Source organism: Enterobacter sp. Li2LvB3, assembly GCF_056156645.1.
In genome coordinates, this window is record NZ_JBSICG010000042.1 from 1 (window position 1) to 17,891 (window position 17,891).

The 17,891-nt window shown below is 55.4% G+C and carries 21 protein-coding genes; 4 read left to right on the forward strand and 17 right to left on the reverse strand.

What is annotated here, in order from left to right; genetic code table 11:
- Positions 1 to 44: 44 nt before the first annotated feature.
- Genes ACS603_RS22940 through ACS603_RS22950 form a run of 3 tightly spaced genes read right to left on the reverse strand, consistent with a single transcriptional unit; the run spans position 45 to position 2,296 of the window.
- Complete coding sequence (locus ACS603_RS22940; RefSeq protein ID WP_182062236.1) at positions 45 to 266, reverse strand: non-oxidative hydroxyarylic acid decarboxylases subunit D; 222 nt, start codon at positions 264 to 266, stop codon at positions 45 to 47.
- A 10-nt stretch (positions 267 to 276) separates the two neighbouring features.
- Positions 277 to 1,704, reverse strand: a complete 1,428-nt coding sequence (locus tag ACS603_RS22945; protein ID WP_166717616.1) for a non-oxidative hydroxyarylic acid decarboxylases subunit C — start codon at positions 1,702 to 1,704, stop codon at positions 277 to 279.
- The gene (locus tag ACS603_RS22950; protein ID WP_474944985.1) at positions 1,694 to 2,296 is read right to left on the reverse strand and encodes a non-oxidative hydroxyarylic acid decarboxylases subunit B; all 603 of its coding nucleotides are present in this window, start codon (positions 2,294 to 2,296) and stop codon (positions 1,694 to 1,696) included. The genes ACS603_RS22945 and ACS603_RS22950 overlap by 11 nt, the downstream gene beginning before the upstream one ends.
- Positions 2,297 to 2,469: 173 nt before the next feature.
- On the opposite strand from ACS603_RS22950, the gene ACS603_RS22955 reads away from it, so the two are divergent.
- Positions 2,470 to 2,877: a MarR family winged helix-turn-helix transcriptional regulator gene (locus ACS603_RS22955; protein ID WP_182062238.1), complete on the forward strand. Its 408-nt coding sequence runs from the start codon at positions 2,470 to 2,472 to the stop codon at positions 2,875 to 2,877.
- Here the strand turns inward: ACS603_RS22955 and ACS603_RS22960 are convergent.
- Positions 2,874 to 3,761, reverse strand: coding sequence for a LysR family transcriptional regulator (locus tag ACS603_RS22960; protein WP_474944986.1), 888 nt, complete (start codon positions 3,759 to 3,761; stop codon positions 2,874 to 2,876). The two genes, ACS603_RS22955 and ACS603_RS22960, sit on opposite strands and share 4 nt — an antisense overlap.
- 108 nt (positions 3,762 to 3,869) lie before the next feature.
- On the opposite strand from ACS603_RS22960, the gene ACS603_RS22965 reads away from it, so the two are divergent.
- Complete coding sequence (locus tag ACS603_RS22965; protein ID WP_474944987.1) at positions 3,870 to 5,072, forward strand: MFS transporter; 1,203 nt, start codon at positions 3,870 to 3,872, stop codon at positions 5,070 to 5,072.
- Positions 5,069 to 5,446, forward strand: a complete 378-nt coding sequence (locus ACS603_RS22970; protein ID WP_182062241.1) for a DUF4440 domain-containing protein — start codon at positions 5,069 to 5,071, stop codon at positions 5,444 to 5,446. The genes ACS603_RS22965 and ACS603_RS22970 overlap by 4 nt, the downstream gene beginning before the upstream one ends.
- 52 nt (positions 5,447 to 5,498) lie before the next feature.
- Here ACS603_RS22970 and rpoS read toward each other — a convergent pair whose 3' ends face one another.
- The 13 genes from rpoS to cysG all read right to left on the reverse strand — a co-directional run bounded on the left by rpoS (position 5,499) and on the right by cysG (position 16,579).
- Positions 5,499 to 6,491, reverse strand: coding sequence for an RNA polymerase sigma factor RpoS (gene rpoS, locus ACS603_RS22975; RefSeq protein WP_013098493.1), 993 nt, complete (start codon positions 6,489 to 6,491; stop codon positions 5,499 to 5,501).
- A 59-nt stretch (positions 6,492 to 6,550) separates the two neighbouring features.
- On the reverse strand, positions 6,551 to 7,675 hold the full coding sequence (nlpD, locus tag ACS603_RS22980; protein ID WP_182062242.1) for a murein hydrolase activator NlpD: 1,125 nt from the start codon (positions 7,673 to 7,675) through the stop codon (positions 6,551 to 6,553).
- A 116-nt stretch (positions 7,676 to 7,791) separates the two neighbouring features.
- Entirely contained in the window at positions 7,792 to 8,418 is a 627-nt protein-coding gene (locus tag ACS603_RS22985; RefSeq protein ID WP_014071545.1) for a protein-L-isoaspartate(D-aspartate) O-methyltransferase, read from the reverse strand.
- The gene (gene surE, locus ACS603_RS22990) at positions 8,412 to 9,173 is read right to left on the reverse strand and encodes a 5'/3'-nucleotidase SurE (RefSeq protein ID WP_182062243.1); all 762 of its coding nucleotides are present in this window, start codon (positions 9,171 to 9,173) and stop codon (positions 8,412 to 8,414) included. Before surE ends, ACS603_RS22985 begins: the two co-directional genes overlap by 7 nt.
- Positions 9,154 to 10,203: a tRNA pseudouridine(13) synthase TruD gene (gene truD, locus ACS603_RS22995; RefSeq protein WP_182062244.1), complete on the reverse strand. Its 1,050-nt coding sequence runs from the start codon at positions 10,201 to 10,203 to the stop codon at positions 9,154 to 9,156. Before truD ends, surE begins: the two co-directional genes overlap by 20 nt.
- Positions 10,200 to 10,679, reverse strand: coding sequence for a 2-C-methyl-D-erythritol 2,4-cyclodiphosphate synthase (gene ispF, locus ACS603_RS23000; RefSeq protein WP_014071548.1), 480 nt, complete (start codon positions 10,677 to 10,679; stop codon positions 10,200 to 10,202). Before ispF ends, truD begins: the two co-directional genes overlap by 4 nt.
- Positions 10,679 to 11,389, reverse strand: coding sequence for a 2-C-methyl-D-erythritol 4-phosphate cytidylyltransferase (gene ispD, locus ACS603_RS23005; protein ID WP_474944988.1), 711 nt, complete (start codon positions 11,387 to 11,389; stop codon positions 10,679 to 10,681). The genes ispF and ispD overlap by 1 nt, the downstream gene beginning before the upstream one ends.
- 19 nt (positions 11,390 to 11,408) lie before the next feature.
- A complete protein-coding gene (ftsB, locus tag ACS603_RS23010) occupies positions 11,409 to 11,720 on the reverse strand; it encodes a cell division protein FtsB (protein ID WP_182062246.1) in 312 nt (103 codons plus the stop codon).
- Between the two features lie 167 nt (positions 11,721 to 11,887).
- The gene (locus ACS603_RS23015; protein ID WP_182062247.1) at positions 11,888 to 12,214 is read right to left on the reverse strand and encodes a DUF3561 family protein; all 327 of its coding nucleotides are present in this window, start codon (positions 12,212 to 12,214) and stop codon (positions 11,888 to 11,890) included.
- A gap of 58 nt (positions 12,215 to 12,272) precedes the next feature.
- Entirely contained in the window at positions 12,273 to 12,878 is a 606-nt protein-coding gene (gene cysC, locus ACS603_RS23020; RefSeq protein WP_182062248.1) for an adenylyl-sulfate kinase, read from the reverse strand.
- Positions 12,878 to 14,302, reverse strand: a complete 1,425-nt coding sequence (gene cysN, locus ACS603_RS23025) for a sulfate adenylyltransferase subunit CysN (protein ID WP_182062249.1) — start codon at positions 14,300 to 14,302, stop codon at positions 12,878 to 12,880. The genes cysC and cysN overlap by 1 nt, the downstream gene beginning before the upstream one ends.
- Before the next feature lie 9 nt (positions 14,303 to 14,311).
- Complete coding sequence (gene cysD, locus ACS603_RS23030) at positions 14,312 to 15,220, reverse strand: sulfate adenylyltransferase subunit CysD (protein WP_008499613.1); 909 nt, start codon at positions 15,218 to 15,220, stop codon at positions 14,312 to 14,314.
- Between the two features lie 9 nt (positions 15,221 to 15,229).
- Positions 15,230 to 16,579, reverse strand: a complete 1,350-nt coding sequence (cysG, locus tag ACS603_RS23035; protein WP_182063459.1) for a siroheme synthase CysG — start codon at positions 16,577 to 16,579, stop codon at positions 15,230 to 15,232.
- Between the two features lie 246 nt (positions 16,580 to 16,825).
- On the opposite strand from cysG, the gene ACS603_RS23040 reads away from it, so the two are divergent.
- Entirely contained in the window at positions 16,826 to 17,869 is a 1,044-nt protein-coding gene (locus ACS603_RS23040) for an aminopeptidase (protein ID WP_182062250.1), read from the forward strand.
- Positions 17,870 to 17,891: the final 22 nt, after the last annotated feature.

The following is a 17,891-nucleotide window of genomic DNA, read 5'->3' on the forward strand; positions in this document are numbered from 1 at the left end:
TGGGTTTTACAGGCCGGGTAAGGCAAAGCCGCCACCCGGCTTTTTTACAGCAGCGGCGGAATGGTTGGCACCTGCGGTGCGTCATCAATATCCTTTTGTGTCATTCGGAACGCTTGCGGGTAGTGCTCACGGCTGGTACGGCGTAGCGGCTCAGTATCACGCCAGGTATACAGACAATGCTGGCACTGGTAGACAGTCCAGACCCCTGACACCGGGGATGTCGCCATCACTTCAATATGCTCATCGGCACAACGTGGACAAATCATGTTTTCCTCCTTATTGGCGAGCTGCGAGCATCGCGGTCAGTTTTTCAGCCCAGGCTTTCGTTTCAGGTAAATCCTGTACCGGCTGGCTATAGTGGCCACGGTTGTCCGGTGCGACAGGCGTGGTGGCATCGATGATCAGCTTGTCGGTGATCCCGGCCGGGCTGGAGCCTGGGTCAAGTTCAAGCACCGACATGTTCGGCAACTGCACCAGATCCCCCGCCGGGTTAACTTTCGACGACAGCGCCCACATCACCTGCGGCAGGTTAAACGGATCGACGTCCTCATCCACCATAATCACCATCTTCACGTAACCCAGGCCATGTGGCGTGGTCATGGCACGTAACCCCACGGCACGGGCAAAACCGCCGTAACGTTTTTTGGTGGAGATAATCGCCAAAAGACCGTGGGTGTACATCGCATTCACTGCCTGTACTTCCGGGAATTCAGCTTTAAGCTGCTGGTAGAGCGGCACGCAGGTTGCCGGGCCCATCAGGTAGTCAATCTCCGTCCAGGGCATCCCCAGATAGAGCGATTCAAAAATGGGTTTAGTGCGGTAAGAGACTTTATCAATGCGTACGACGGTCATATTACGGCCACCGGAATAGTGGCCGGTAAATTCACCGAATGGCCCCTCGATTTCACGTTTGCGTCCCTCAATTACCCCTTCGAGGATAACTTCAGAGCCCCACGGCACGTCGAACCCGGTCAGCGGTGCAGTCGCGATTGGATACGGACTTTCACGAAGCGCGCCAGCCATTTCGTATTCAGACTGGTCGTACTTCAGCGGCGTTGCCCCCATCAGGGTAATAATCGGGTCATTACCCAGCGTGATCGCAATCGGCAGATCCTCCCCGCGCTCTTCCGCTTTATGCAGGTGCAGAGCGATATCATGCATAGGAACAGGTTGCAGGCCCAGTTTGCGCTTGCCCTTGACTTCCATACGGTAGATCCCGACGTTCTGCTTGCCGAAATGGTCCGGGTCCAGCGGATCGCGTGATACCACGCAGGCTTTATCAAGGTAAAAACCACCATCACCGTCGTTCAGGCGGAACAGCGGCAGAATATCGAACAGGTTAATGTCCTCGCCATCCACCGTATTTTCGGCCCATGCCGGGTTAGCACGGCGCTCAGGTGCAACGGGGAATTTATCCCAGCGGCGAATAAATTCGTCTATCTGGCTCTTCACCGGCGTATTGGCTGGCAACCCCATTGAAATCGCATGGTTTTGCCAGGAGCCGATGGTGTTCATCACCACGCGGGCATCGGTAAAGCCGCGAATATTGTCAAACCACAGTGCAGGTGCACCGTCTCCAATACGTCCGGTAGCGTTGGCCGCTGCCGCCAGATCGGGTTCGGCGTTGACCTCTTCCTCAATTTTCAACAGCTGCCCTTGCTCATCGAGCGCCTGGAGGAAGCTTCTCAAATCATCAAATGCCATCTTTGTTCTCCTGTGAAAAATGTCTGGCCTCCTGCAACCCGTTCCAGCGGCGCGCTTTTTTGTGCTCCAGACCAAACTGGTCAAGAACACGCGTCACAATATGCTGGGTAATGTCATCGGCGGTTTGCGGGTGGTTGTAATACGCGGGCATCGGCGGCACCATTGCCACGCCCATACGGGAAAGTGCGAGCATGTTCTCCAGATGGATCGTACTGAGCGGGGTTTCACGTGGAACCAGCACCAGCTTGCGTCCCTCTTTTATCACCACATCGGCAGCACGGCCCACCAGCCCTTCGGCATAACCCGCGCGGATACCGGCAAGGGTCTTCATGCTGCATGGAATAACAATCATGCCGTCAGTACGAAACGAGCCGGACGAGATAGTCGCAGCCTGATCGGCCGGGCTGTGGACAACATCCGCGAGCGCAGCAACATCCTGAGCGGAATACGGCGTTTCCAGCTCAATGGTTGTTTTCGCCCACTTTGACATCACCAGATGCGTTTCCACTTCTGGCATATCACGCAGCGCCTGAAGCAGCGCCACACCGAGCGGTGCGCCAGTCGCCCCTGTCATTCCCACGATCAATCTCATTCAGCACCTCAATTAATTTGTTCGTGTACGAACATTATGAGTAAGCTACTCCCGGATCGCTTTTCTGACAAGATCGTTCGCACACGATCACACGAATAGCTAAAAAATGGCGCGTTAAAATCCGGAGCAATAGCGGCTATCATAGTGGGAGATTTTTTTCCGTCGGAGTGTTCATGGAACTAAGACAAGAGGCGTTCCATCTGTTACGTCAGCTTTTTCAACAGCATACTGCGCAGTGGCAGTATGCCTTACCGGAACTCACCAAGCCGCAGTACGCAGTTATGCGCTCCGTTGCCGAGCATCCGGGTATTGAACAGGTGGCATTGACCGAAGTGGCGGTCAGTACGAAAGCGACCCTGGCGGAAATGCTGAGCCGCATGGAGGCGCGCGGGCTGGTCAAACGCGAGCACGACCCGGCAGACAAGCGACGCCGGTTTGTCTTCCTGACGCCAGAAGGTGAAGCTCTGCTTGCAGGCTGTAAGCCGGTGGGCAACGCGGTGGATGAGGCGTTTTTAGGGCGTCTCACTCAAGCCGAGCGGGAGCAGTTCTCTGCCCTCATCAAAAAGATGATGCACGGTTAATTCACGCTGGTGCGCATAAAATCAATAAAGGTGCGCACCTTCGCTGGCAGATGTTGGGCATCCGGATACACCGCATAGATCCCCTGCTGCGCAAATGTATATTCCGGTAGAACCGGGACCAGCTTTCCCGCATCAAGCGCATCGCGCGCCAGCCATTCCGGCAGTAACGCCACCCCACCTCCCGCAAGCGCAAAGGCCATGAGCGCCTGAGCGCTGTCGGCAAACAAACGCGGCGCTTTTTTAATCTCCAGCGTTTCAGGCGCGCCGCCGGCATTTTTCACCTGCCAGCGCAGCGGCGAAGCGACGCGCTCGTGAATAATCCAGTCGGCCTGCGCCAGCTGCGCCAGCGATTCAACCGGATGGCTTACGAGCCACTCGGGCGCCGCAACGGGGAGAATGGAGAAGTGCGAAATCAGCGCGGCGTGATAGCGAGAATCGGCAAGCGTTCCCAGCCGGATGGCCACGTCAAAGCGCTCCGAGATAAGGTCGGCGTGCAATGACGACGAAACATGACGCACGCGAAGATCCGGATGCTGCTGGCTAAACCTGGCCAGCAGCGGCACCACGACCTGCGAGCCATACTCAGGCGTGGTCGTGATCCGCAGCTCCCCCGTGAGCCCCGCATGGTTGGCGCGGACATCATCCTGCAACTGTTCTGCGTCCTTCAGAAGCGCGACGCTGCGTTTATGAAACAGCGCGCCCGCCTCGGTTAGCGTCAGACGGCGGGTGGATCGCAGCAGCAGGGTGATGCCCAGTTCAGCTTCGAGCTGGCGAATATTGAAGCTGACCACCGATTTTGTCAGGCCCATCGCATCCGCTGCCGCCGTGAAACTCCCGGTGTCGGCCACCGCAACAAACATCTGCGCGCGCTGTAAGTTAATCATTATCGCCCTTTATACTGTCAAAATATTTTTGACAGTATATCGCGTTTTGTCAGGTTTATCCGTACTTCACCGACCGATACGATACGCCACCTCACCGGAGGATCCACCATGACGTATCGCAGCAAAGTTGCCGTTGTTTATCTGCTGGGCTTTTTTCTAGATCTGATCAACATGTTCATTGCCAGCGTCGCCTTTCCGGCGATGGCTTACGATTTTAACGCCACGCCTTCAACGCTTGCCTGGGTCAGTAACGGGTACATTGCCGGTCTGACGCTGGTGATCCCGTTCAGCTCCGTGCTGACGCGCCGGATCGGGCCAAAGCGCGTCATTCTGCTCTCGCTTTTTCTGTTCAGCGCCGCCTCTGCCGCAGCAGGCATGTCGGCAACGCTTGAAAGCCTGATCGCCTGGCGCGTGCTGCAGGGCGTGGGAGGTGGCTTACTGATCCCCGTCGGACAAGCGCTGACCTGGCAGCAGTTCCGGCCTCACGAGCGTGCCCGGCTCTCCTCCGCGGTCATGCTGGTAGCGTTACTTGCACCCGCCTGTTCTCCTGCTGTCGGTGGACTGCTGGTTGAGACGCTGGGCTGGCGATGGATATTTTTCGCCACGCTCCCGGTGGCTATGGTGACGTTTGTTCTGGCCTGTCTGTGGCTAAAACACGAAAACCCCACGATGAACGCGGCCAGACTGCTAAACCTGCCCTTACTAACGGACCCGCTTTTGCGTTTTGCCATGCTTGTCTATTTATGCGTCCCCGGCGTATTCATTGGGGTGAACGTCACGGGCATGTTTTATCTTCAGCACGAGGCGAACATGAGCCCAGCCGCAACGGGAATGCTCATGCTGCCGTGGTCTGTGGCATCGTTTATAGCCATCACGGCGACGGGACGTTATTTTAACCGTATCGGCCCCCGACCGCTGATCGTCATCGGCTGCCTGCTGCAGGCGGCGGGTATTCTGCTTTTGATTGACGTCAGCTCGTCAACACTGTTGCCTACCGTCGCATTTACCCTGATGGGCGCGGGAGGAAGCCTGTGCAGCAGTACGGCTCAGAGCAGCGCGTTTCTGACAACGCGCCGGGATGACATGCCGGATGCCAGCGCGCTGTGGAACCTCAATCGTCAGCTGAGCTTTTTGGCCGGCGCCCTGCTGCTGGCACAGGCGCTGAACCTGGCGCAGATCTGGCTACCGCCGCTCGCCGCATGGCACGGGATGTTTATTTTTGCCGCAGGCATGACCTTGCTGCCTGTACTGTACGTTTTTCGACTTAACAATACGCAGGTGCTCACCCAGCTGCGACAGGAGAATTCATGACGCCTTTCGAACACGACATTATCGACCTCCACATTGCGCTTGAAGACTGGTTAGGCAAAGGCGAAGGCGATTACGACGCCCTGCTCGCCCGCTTCAGCCCGGATTTTCTGATGATCCCGCCGGGCGGTGTGCAGGTCGACTATAACGGCCTGGCCAGTTTTCTGGAAAAACAGCGCGGAAGCCGTCCCGGACTGAAAATCGGCATTGACGAATTAACCACGATCCAGAGCGGCGATTGGAGTGCGGTGCTTCACTACCGGGAGACGCAAACCCGGCCGGATCTGCCCGTCAACGTGCGTTGGTCAACAGCGGTGCTTAATCAGGATGGCGATAAGATAACGTGGCGTCTGTTACACGAAACAGCACAGCCATAGCGCAAAAGAAAAAGGCCCGTCTCACGACGGGCCTTTTTTGACGAAAGATTGCTTATTCGCGGAACAGCGCTTCGATATTCAGACCTTGCCCCTGCAGGATTTCACGCAGGCGGCGCAGACCTTCAACCTGAATCTGGCGAACACGTTCACGGGTCAGGCCAATTTCACGGCCGACGTCTTCCAGTGTCGCAGCTTCATACCCCAGTAAACCGAAACGACGTGCCAGCACTTCACGCTGTTTGGCGTTCAGTTCGAACAGCCATTTGACGATGCTCTGTTTCATGTCATCGTCCTGCGTGGTGTCTTCCGGGCCGTTGTCTTTTTCATCGGCCAGGATGTCCAGCAGCGCTTTTTCGGAGTCGCCACCCAACGGGGTGTCAACGGAGGTAATGCGCTCGTTGAGACGCAGCATACGGCTTACGTCATCAACCGGTTTATCAAGTTGCTCGGCAATCTCTTCCGCACTTGGCTCGTGGTCCAGTTTATGGGACAACTCGCGCGCGGTACGCAGATAGACGTTCAACTCTTTGACGATGTGAATCGGCAGGCGGATCGTACGGGTCTGGTTCATAATAGCCCGTTCGATGGTCTGACGAATCCACCAGGTCGCGTAGGTTGAGAAGCGGAACCCGCGTTCCGGGTCAAACTTCTCTACTGCGCGGATAAGCCCTAAGTTGCCCTCTTCAATCAGGTCCAGCAAAGCCAGACCACGATTGCCGTAACGACGGGCAATTTTCACGACCAGACGCAAGTTACTTTCAATCATGCGGCGGCGTGAGGCTACATCACCACGCAAAGCACGACGTGCGAAATAGACTTCTTCTTCGGCCGTTAACAGTGGGGAGTAACCGATCTCCCCAAGGTAAAGCTGAGTCGCGTCCAGTACACGCTGTGTGGCACCCTGCGATAGCAGCTCTTCTTCAGCTAAATCGTTATCACTGGGTTCCTCTTCTACTAAGGCTTTTTCGTCAAAAGCCTCTGCTCCGTTCTCATCAAATTCCGCATCTTCATTTAAATCATGAACTTTCAGCGTATTCTGACTCATAAGGTGGCTCCTACCCGTGATCCCTGAACGAGACACCCTGGCTGGCATGCCCCGTCAAATTATCGCTGCGGTAAATATTGCAGCGGGTTTACGGATTTCCCCTTGTAACGAATTTCAAAATGCAAGCGTGTAGAACTGGTGCCGGTGCTACCCATAGTAGCTATTTTTTGCCCCGCCTTAACTTCTTGTTGTTCCCGGACCAGCATTGTATCGTTATGGGCGTAGGCACTCAGGTAATCATCGTTATGTTTGATGATAATAAGATTACCGTAACCACGCAGAGCGTTACCGGCATACACAACGCGCCCGTCTGCGGTCGCGATGATAGCCTGTCCTTTACTCCCTGCGATATCGATCCCTTTATTCCCACCTTCGGTAGAAGAGAAGTTCTCGATAACCTTGCCGTCAGTTGGCCAGCGCCATGCAGAGATTGGCGAACTGGTAGATGTACTGCTGGCAGTCGGTTCGATAGAGCTAACCACAGGTGCCGTAATCGGTGCTGTGACAGTCGTCGCAGTCCCTTTATTATTAGGCAACATTTTGTTAGCACTCTGATCACCTGAATCCTCAGAATACGTAATTACCGGTTGCGAAGCAACCACTGTGCTGGATTTTTGTGCAGGCTTAACACTGTTGTTCTGCGCGGTCACGTCGGCCGCTGAAACTGTGTTGCCAGGCGTTAGTGGCGTGCCTGTCGCATTACCAACCTGGAGCGATTGACCCACTTCCAACCCGTAAGGTGCCTGTACGTTATTACGCTGAGCCAGGTCACGGAAATCGTTCCCAGTGATCCAGGCAATATAGAACAACGTATCGCCGCGTTTCACGGTATAGGTGCTGCCACCGGTATAGCTACCTTTCGGAATATTCCCGTACTTCCGGTTATACACGATGCGGCCATTTTCGGTCTGCACAGGTTGTTCCACAGGTTGAATCTGTGTCGGCTGCGAAACCGGGCGCTGAACGGGCTGAATTTGCGGCGTCTGTTGAACCGTTGATGTGCCCATTTTAGGTGGAGGGGTAATCAACATTCCGCCGGACGTACTACCCGAGCTGCTGTTCCCGCCTACCGTGCTGACCGGCGCAGGTGCGTTACCAGAACTTGAACAGCCTGCCAGCCATAGCGAAACCAGTGATAATGCCGCAACACGGCTGATGGTGAATTTTGGGCTTCCCGCGCTCATTTATCCCCCAGGAATGTGTTAACTACCAGTGACTTAAAAATAACCGTGATGGCACGAACCTTTTGCGCCACACCATACGCTGAATTTGCCTTAATAACCCTGGATAATTCTGAGTCTCAGGCCAGTTCTCCCTTCACAAGAGGCACAAAGCGTACGGCTTCCACAGTATCGATAATAAACTCGCCGCCACGCCGACGAACACGCTTCAGAAGCTGCTGCTCGTCGCCCACGGGCAGAACAAGAATGCCGCCTTCATCCAGCTGCGATAAGAGTGCTGCTGGGATCTCAGGCGGCGCTGCCGTCACGATAATGGCATCAAACGGAGCGCGAGCCTGCCAACCCTGCCACCCATCACCATGACGTGTTGAAACATTATGTAAATCAAGTTGTTTCAGGCGACGACGCGCCTGCCACTGCAAACCTTTAATTCGCTCGACCGAACAAACATGGTGAACCAGATGCGCCAGGATCGCGGTTTGATAACCCGATCCGGTGCCAATCTCCAGCACGCGGGATTCTGGCGTCAGTTCCAGTAACTCCGTCATGCGCGCCACCATGTAGGGCTGCGAAATAGTCTGACCCTGCCCGATAGGCAGCGCCACGTTTTCCCACGCTTTGTGTTCAAACGCCTCGTCTACAAATTTCTCACGCGGGACCTGGGCGAGCGCATCCAGTACATGCTCGTCAGCGATCCCCTGAGCGCGTAATTGTTCCAGAAGAGTTTGTACACGTTTGCTTACCATTGCGTGTTCACTCCAACGCGATCCAACCAGTCCGACACCACATCATGCGCGTTATAAGCGGTTAAATCTACGTGCAATGGCGTAACCGAAACGTACCCTTCATCCACCGCGGCGAAATCGGTATCCGGCCCGGCATCGTGTTTTTCGCCTGGCGGGCCAATCCAGTAAAGCGTATTACCACGCGGATCCTGCTGCGGGATCACCTGATCGGCCGGATGGCGGCTCCCACAACGGGTTACGCGAATACCTTTGATTTCGTCCAGAGGCAGGTCAGGTACGTTAATATTGAGGATACGGCCCGTACGCAACGGTTCGCGGTTGAGCGCGCGCAAAATGGAACAAGTGACTGCCGCTGCCGTTTCGTAATGCTTGTGGCCGTTTAACGAGACCGCCAGTGCGGGAAATCCCAGATGGCGGCCCTCCATTGCGGCAGCAACCGTACCGGAATAGATAACGTCATCACCCAGATTCGGGCCAGCATTGATGCCGGATACGACGATATCCGGGCGCGGGCGCATAAGCGCATTCACGCCCAAAAATACGCAGTCCGTCGGCGTGCCCATCTGGACAGAAATGTCGCCATTTTCAAAGGTAAAGGTGCGAAGCGACGACTCCAGCGTCAATGAGTTAGACGCCCCACTGCGGTTACGATCGGGTGCCACAACCTGCACATCGGCAAATTCACGCAGGGCTTTCGCCAGCGTCTGAATGCCTGGGGCGTGGATCCCATCATCGTTACTCAGCAATATTCGCATAGTCACCCGACGTGTTGATAAGTTCCCTGACAACACTGGTGGCAAAGCTACCTGCCGGCAGCCAGAAGCGTAACTCGACGGTCACGTCATCCCACCAGTTCCAGCTCAGCTGTTGCGGGTAGAGCAGCATCGCACGGCGTGCTGCTTCGACTTTTTCCCGCACCAGCAATGATTGTAATTCTGACGCATCCGCCACGGCCAACTGTTCTGCAGCCAGCGCTTCACCCTGAGTACCCCACTCGCCCGTACCGGGTAATGCAGCGGTAATCATCAGGGATTTGGCATCCACGCGCGACTGCACATCGGCCATTTCTTCAGCCGTTGCCACAAACCAGCTCCCGCGTCCCGCTAATTGTAGCGCATCGCCGACAACAACTTGATTCGCGTCCGGTTTTTTCAGTCGTTCGCTCACCATTTGATTAAACAACGCGCTTCGGGCTGCCGACAACCAAAAACTGCGTTTATTCCTGTCACGAACCGGGGCATCGCTTTGCGCCCAACGCAACGCGCCCTGAATGTTACTGCCACCAATACCGAAACGCTGCGCGCCAAAGTAGTTCGGCACGCCCTGCTCGTTGATGGCATTCAGGCGTTTTTCAACGTCGTCGCGGTTCGTTACCTCACGCAGCACCAGCGTGAAGTCGTTACCTTTCAGCGCTCCCAGGCGCAGCTTGCGCTTGTGGCGGGCATATTCCAGCACTTTACAGCCTTCAAGCTCAAACTTGCTTAAGTCCGGCATCCCATTGCCCGGTACGCGCGCGCAGAGCCATTGTTCGGTAACCGCGTGTTTATCTTTTTGGCCTGCAAAGCTCACTTCACGGACGTGGATTTTCAGAAATTTAGCCAGCGCATCCGCCACAAAGCGGGTATTGCAGCCGTTTTTCAGGATGCGGACCAGGATGTGCTCGCCTTCCCCGTCCGGTGCGAAACCTAAATCCTCGACCACGACAAAATCTTCCGGGCTGGCTTTCAGCACGCCGTTACCCAGAGGTTTGCCGTACAGGTATGTCAGGTTGTCGAAGTCTGTCATTTTGCCGCCTTCACCAGAAGCGCCACGGCCTCACAGGCAATACCTTCACCCCGACCGGTAAAGCCGAGCTTTTCGGTGGTGGTGGCTTTAACGTTAACGTCATCCATATGGCAACCCAGATCTTCGGCAATGAATACACGCATCTGCGGGATGTGCGGCAGCATTTTGGGCGCCTGAGCAATGATCGTCACATCCACGTTGCAAAGGCTGTAGCCTTTGGCCTGGATACGGCGCCAGGCTTCGCGCAACAGCGCGCGGCTGTCAGCCCCTTTGAACGCCGGGTCGGTGTCCGGGAACAGTTTGCCAATATCGCCCAGCGCAGCAGCGCCCAGCAACGCATCGGTTAACGCGTGCAGCGCCACGTCGCCATCAGAATGCGCCAGCAGCCCTTTTTCATAAGGAATACGTACGCCGCCAATGATAATTGGGCCTTCTCCGCCAAAGGCGTGTACATCAAAACCGTGTCCAATTCGCATTATGCCTTCTCCTGATGGGTCGAACGGGTAAGATAAAATTCCGCGAGCTGTAAATCTTCAGGACGTGTCACTTTTATATTATCAGCGCGTCCTTCAACCAGCTCAGGGTGAAAACCGCAATACTCCAGCGCCGAGGCTTCATCAGTGATGATCGCACCTTCTTTAAGCGCACGCGTTAAGCAATCGTGGAGTAACTCGCGGGGGAAAAACTGTGGTGTCAGCGCGTGCCACAAATCAACGCGCTCAACGGTATGTGCGATAGCCTGTTTGCCCGGTTCGGCACGCTTCATGGTGTCGCGCACTGGCGCGGCCAGAATGCCGCCTACCGTGCTTGTTTCGCTCAACGCCAGCAGGCGTGCAAGGTCGTCCTGATGCAGGCACGGACGCGCGGCATCATGCACCAGCACCCACTGCGCGCCTGCGGCAGCCTGAATGCCAGCCAGCACGGAGTCGGCGCGCTCTGCGCCGCCATCAACAACGGTAATTTGCGGGTGATTCGCCAGCGGCAGTTCGGCAAAACGAACATCGCCGGGGCTGATAGCGATAACGACGTGCGTCACCCGTGGATGCGCCAGCAGCGCCGCCACGGAGTGCTCAAGGATCGTTTTATCGCCAATTGAGAGGTATTGCTTTGGACATTCTGTCTGCATACGCCGGCCAAAACCTGCGGCTGGCACCACGGCGCATACGTCCGAAAAAGTAACTGCCATGTCGTAATCCTGGGCCTGATTATCGATTGTTTTGTGCTGAGCCCTGATTGCGTTTAGACGCATCCGGTACCAGACGATAAAACGTTTCGCCCGGCTTAGTCATACTGAGTTCGTTGCGTGCGCGTTCCTCAATCGCCTCTTGCCCGCCATTGAGGTCATCAATTTCAGCAAAAAGTTGATCGTTTCGCGCCTTAAGTTTGGCGTTTGTTGCCTGCTGAGCCGAGACATCATCGCTCACCCGGCTATAGTCGTGTAGCCCGTTCTTACCGAACCACAGCGAATATTGCAGCCAGACCAGCAAAGCCAGCAACAGCAGCGTTAGTTTACCCATCCTGCCCCCTGAAAAACGGCATCATCATCCTATAACTTTCCCCGGGACTCTTCGCCGGGGTTACAGAGATGCCGCAACATCGCGGGCAAATGTACCACATTTTTTCCGCAGAATCGCCCTGCACAATATCGTCACACAGTTGGTTACGGTTTGAATTATGGCTGAAGTTAGCCCATGAGCCACAAAAATAACAGACCAAACATCAAGACCACCGTCACAATCGTGACGATCGCACTATATAGGAGTTTGCCATTGAGTAGCGAATGGAGCGCAATGCCAACCACGACCGCAACGGGCATCAGCGCAAGGAAGAAAGGCCAGGTATAGAGAAAGAAGAACAGCGTGTTACCGCCGTAGATAAGAAAAGGGATACCCAGCGCCAGCAACCACGAGACGAAGCCGACTATGGCCCCAGGAAATGACCAGGTCGTCTCGTCGTCGGTCGATAACGGCTCCGACCCGGTGGTGATAATGTAGTTTTCACTGTTGCGCATAGCTAATCCTGTGACCATGACTCATCGTTCGGGAAGACAGCTCCCGAACGATACCGTCTCAGGATCTGATAATATCGTCCCGTCTGAGCAGGTCTAATAATTGGCTCACTAAATTTGTTACCAATTGTTGACCTTCCAGGTGAATCTCTGGGGATTCAGGTGCTTCGTATACCGAGTCAATTCCAGTGAAGTTTCGCAGTTCACCCGCACGGGCTTTTTTGTAGAGTCCTTTTGGATCGCGTGCTTCGCAGATTTCCAGCGGGGTATCAACAAACACCTCGATAAAGCGATCGTGGCCCACACGCTCACGCACCATCTGGCGCTCGGCGCGATGAGGCGAGATAAACGCGGTCAGCACCACCAGCCCGGCATCGGCCATCAGGCTCGCCACTTCCCCGACCCGACGGATATTCTCTTTACGATCGTCATCGCTGAACCCCAGGTCGCTGCACAGGCCGTGACGCACGTTGTCACCGTCCAGCAGATAGGTGCTTACCCCCTGCTGATGTAACGCCTCTTCCAGCGCCCCCGCGACCGTGGATTTACCTGAGCCAGACAGCCCGGTAAACCACAGCACAACCCCACGATGACCGTGGAGTTGTTCACGCTGAGCAACCGTCACCGGATGAGGATGCCAGACGACGTTCTCATCATGTGCAGCCATTACTTGCCTCCCAGCAGATCGCGCGCGCCCCAGTGCGGGAAGTGCTTACGCACCAGCGCATTCAACTCCAGTTCAAATTCACTGAATTCAGAGGTTACAGCAGCCTTGTCATTTGGCTCACGCACCATCCCTGCACCCACGGTCACGTTAGAGAGTCGGTCGATAAAGATAAGCCCGCCAGTCACCGGGTTCTGCTGGTATTGATCCAGCACCAAAGGCTCGTCAAAGGTGAGATCCACCAGACCGATGCCGTTCAGCGGCAACTCTGCCACTTCACGCTGCGTCAGGTTGTTGATATCCACCTGGTACTTAATGCCGTCCACGCGCGCACGGGTTTTCTTGCCTGCAATTTTGATGTCGTAGCTTTGGCCGGCTTTTAGTGGCTGCTCAGCCATCCATACCACATCCACAGCAGCGCCCTGAACGGCCGCCAGCGTTTCATGGGCATCAACCAGCAGGTCACCGCGGCTGATATCAATTTCGTCTTTCAACACCAGAGTGACCGCTTCGCCAGCGCCCGCTTCTGGCAGATCGCCATCGAAGGTCACGATACGCGCAATGGAAGACTCCACGCCCGAAGGCAGTGCTTTCACTCGTTGCCCAACCTGCACACTGCCTGATGCAATCGTGCCGGAAAAACCACGGAAATCCAGGTTCGGACGGTTAACGTACTGCACCGGGAAACGCATCGGCTGGGTGTCGACCACACGCTGAATTTGAACGGTTTCGAGCACTTCCAGCAGCGTCGGGCCACTGTACCACGGCATATTCGCGCTCTGGGAAGCCACGTTATCGCCTTCCAGCGCGGAGAGCGGCACAAAGCGAATGTCCAGATTGCCCGGCAGCTGTTCAGCAAAGGTCAGGTAACTCTGACGGATCTCATCGAATTTCTCTTCGCTGAAATTAACCAGATCCATTTTATTGATCGCCACCACCAGGTGTTTGATCCCCAGCAACGTGGAGATAAAGCTGTGACGACGGGTCTGATCCAGCACGCCTTTACGCGCGTCGATCAGCAGGATCGCCAGCTCACAGGTCGATGCACCGGTGGCCATATTACGGGTGTACTGTTCATGCCCCGGGGTGTCGGCGATGATAAATTTACGCTTTTCGGTAGAGAAGTAACGATAAGCGACATCAATGGTAATGCCTTGCTCACGCTCTGCCTGTAAGCCATCCACCAGCAATGCCAGATCCAGCTTTTCACCCTGGGTGCCGTGACGTTTGCTGTCGTTGTGCAGGGAAGAGAGTTGGTCTTCATAAATCTGGCGCGTGTCGTGCAGCAGACGGCCAATCAGGGTACTTTTCCCGTCATCGACGCTGCCGCAGGTCAGAAAGCGCAGCAGGCTTTTGTGCTGTTGCGCGTGCAGGTAGGCTTCAACGCCACCTTCATCAGCAATTTGTTGTGCAATAGTGGTATTCATGGCGGCTCCTTAGAAATAACCCTGACGTTTCTTCAGCTCCATGGAGCCTGCCTGGTCGCGGTCAATCACGCGGCCCTGTCGCTCGCTGGTAGTGGACACCAGCATCTCCTCGATGATCTCCGGCAGCGTCTGCGCGTTAGATTCCACTGCGCCGGTCAGCGGCCAGCAGCCGAGGGTACGGAAACGCACCATCTGTTTTTTGATCACTTCGCCAGGCTGCAAATCAATGCGATCGTCATCGATCATCATCAGCATCCCGTCACGCTCCAGCACCGGACGTTCAGCGGCCAGGTACAGCGGAACAATCTCGATATTTTCCAGATAGATGTACTGCCAGATATCCAGCTCGGTCCAGTTAGAGAGCGGGAAAACGCGAATACTTTCGCCTTTGTTGATCTGGCCGTTGTAGTTATGCCACAGCTCCGGGCGCTGGTTTTTTGGGTCCCAGCGGTGGAAACGGTCGCGGAAGGAGTAGATACGCTCTTTCGCACGGGATTTTTCTTCGTCACGGCGCGCGCCGCCGAAGGCCGCATCAAAACCGTATTTATTCAGCGCTTGCTTCAGCCCTTCGGTTTTCATGATATCGGTGTGTTTGGCACTGCCGTGGACGAACGGGTTAATGCCCATCGCCACCCCTTCCGGGTTTTTATGCACCAGCAGCTCGCAGCCGTAGGCTTTTGCAGTACGGTCGCGGAATTCGTACATCTCGCGGAATTTCCAGCCGGTATCCACGTGCAGCAGCGGGAACGGCAGTGTGCCCGGATAAAACGCTTTACGCGCCAGATGCAGCATCACGCTGGAATCTTTACCGATGGAGTACATCATCACCGGGTTAGAGAATTCGGCAGCCACCTCGCGGATAATATGAATACTCTCCGCTTCGAGTTGCCGCAGGTGAGTCAGTCGTTTTTGGTCCATAACCGTTCCTTAAGCCAAATTTATAACAGAAGAACCGAAGCCTTCTGTGTCGGTTGTGTGTTGAAACCAGGCGAGCGTGCTGTGCAGCTGCACCACTTCACCCACCACAATCAGGGCGGGCATAGGCGCGTCTTTCGCAAGGTGTACAAGGTCTTGTAGTGTGCCGGTGGCAACGTGTTGGTCGACGCGCGTCCCGCGAGAGATCACGGCCACTGGCGTTGTCGCATCGCGACCATGCTGAATAAGCTGTTCGCTGATTTCCGCCGCTTTCATCGTGCCCATATAGATGGCAAGCGTTTGTCGGCTCTCGGCCAGATGCGACCAGTCAAACGGTGTGCTGTCGGCTTTGTAGTGGCCGGTTACAAAGGTCACGCTCTGAGCGTAATCACGGTGGGTCAGCGGGATACCGGCGTAGGCTGTTACCGCTGAGGCCGCGGTAATACCTGGCACCACCTGGAAAGGTACACCCGCCTCGGCAGCGGCCTGAAGCTCTTCCCCGCCACGGCCAAAGATGAACGGATCGCCCCCTTTCAGGCGCACCACGGTTTTGCCTTCTCTGGCTGCCGTAATCAGCATCTGATTGGTTTCGTGCTGTGGCACGGCGTGTTCACCGGCGCGTTTACCCACGCAAATTTGTTCGGCATCGCGGCGGATCAGTTCGCGCACGCCGTCGCTCACCAGGTGGTCGTAAAATACGACATCCGCATCCTGGAGAACCTGTAGGCCGCGCAGGGTTAACAGCCCGGCATCACCCGGCCCTGCGCCTACCAGAATGATTTCACCGCTTCCGCTGCCGGGGTTATCCAGTTCATCTTCCAGAATCTGCTGCGCTGCGGCTTCATTACCGGCGTGCATCAGGCGGGCAAAACGGCCACGGAAGACGCGCTCCCAAAAGCGACGACGCTCGGCCACGCTTGTCAGACGCGTTTTCAGATGGTTACGCCAGTAACTTGCTTTCTCGGCCATACGCCCGAGGCTTGTGGGCAGCAGTGCTTCTATTTTTTCCCGCAGCACCCGCGCCAGAACCGGGGCCGTGCCACCAGAGGAGATGGCCACCAGCAGCGGCGAGCGGTCAACGATCGACGGGAAAATGAATGAACACAGTGATGGATCATCCACCACGTTTACCAGACGAAACCGGGACTGTGCCGCCAGAGAGACCCGACGGTTAAATTCACGATCGGGGGTTGCAGCGATCACCAGCACTACGCTGTCTATCTGCGATTCGTCGAACTGCGCGTCAGTAACGACCTGCACCTGTGCGCCAGCACGATGCAAGAAAGCAATTTTGCGATCGGCAATCTCACCCGTGCCAACCACCAGCACGGGCCTGTCTTTTAGGGCAGCAAATAAGGGCAGATAGTCCACAAGCACCAACTCACTAACAACCAGGAATAGTGGGACTATAGGGGTCGGTTTAGATCGAATGAAATTACGAATTGGAATGAGTAGTTACTCAATGGAATAACGCCGTGAAAAAGCAAATATCAAAAAGTGCTTAACACACGAAATTTCGGGCATTTAAGAGCAATTCAAATTGTGTATACCGGGTCACAGTTTCATACTAAGCCAGTTAAAATTTTGCTCTGTTTTTAAGGACTCACTATGTTTTCCGCAACGCGCCACCGTATTGCTGCCCTGGCGCTCGGCGTTTGCTTTATCCTTCCGGCCCAGGCAAAAAATCCACCGTACGGCGAAATTGCCAGTACCCAGGCGCGACATATTGCGACTGTCTTTCCTGGCCGTATAACCGGCACGCCAGCCGAGATGCTCTCCGCCGACTATATCCGCCAGCAGTTTGCCGGGATGGGCTACCAGAGCGATATTCGGGCCTTTCACAGCCGGTACATCTATACCTCACGCAATAACAGCAAAAACTGGCATAACGTGACCGGCAGTACGGTCATTGCTGCACATGAAGGCAAGAGCGCCCAGCAAATCATTATTATGGCGCACCTGGATACCTTCGCCCCGATGAGCGATGCCGATACCGACAACAACCTCGGCGGCCTGACGCTTCAGGGAATAGACGATAACGCGGCGGGTCTGGGCGTGATGCTTGAACTGGCCGAGCACCTGAAGAATATCCCGACGAAATACGGTATTCGCTTTATCGCGACCAGCGGTGAAGAAGAAGGAAAACTCGGCGCTGAGAATATCCTTAAGCGCATGAGCCCTGAAGAGAAGAAAAATACCTTGCTGGTGATTAATCTCGATAACCTTATCGTCGGCGACAAACTCTATTTTAATAGCGGGCAGAGTACGCCAGGAAGCGTGCGCAAATTAACCCGCGACCGGGCGCTGGCGATTGCCCGCAGTCAGGGCGTCTACGCCACCAGTAATCCGGGCGGTAATCCTGCTTATCCACGTGGAACAGGCTGTTGTAACGACGGTGAAGTGTTCGATAAAGCCGGCATTCCGGTATTGTACGTGGAAGCAACGAACTGGGCGCTGGGCAAAAAAGATGGTTATCAGCAGAGAGCCAAATCTAAAGCCTTCCCGAACGGAACAAGCTGGCATGATGTGAGACTTGATAATCAACAGCACATTGATAGCGCGCTGCCGCAGCGTATTGAACACCGTAGCCGCGATGTGGTGAAAGTGATGCTGCCGCTGGTGAAGGAGCTGGCGAAAGCGGGTAAAGCCTGATGGGTATTTTCCCCTCACCCCA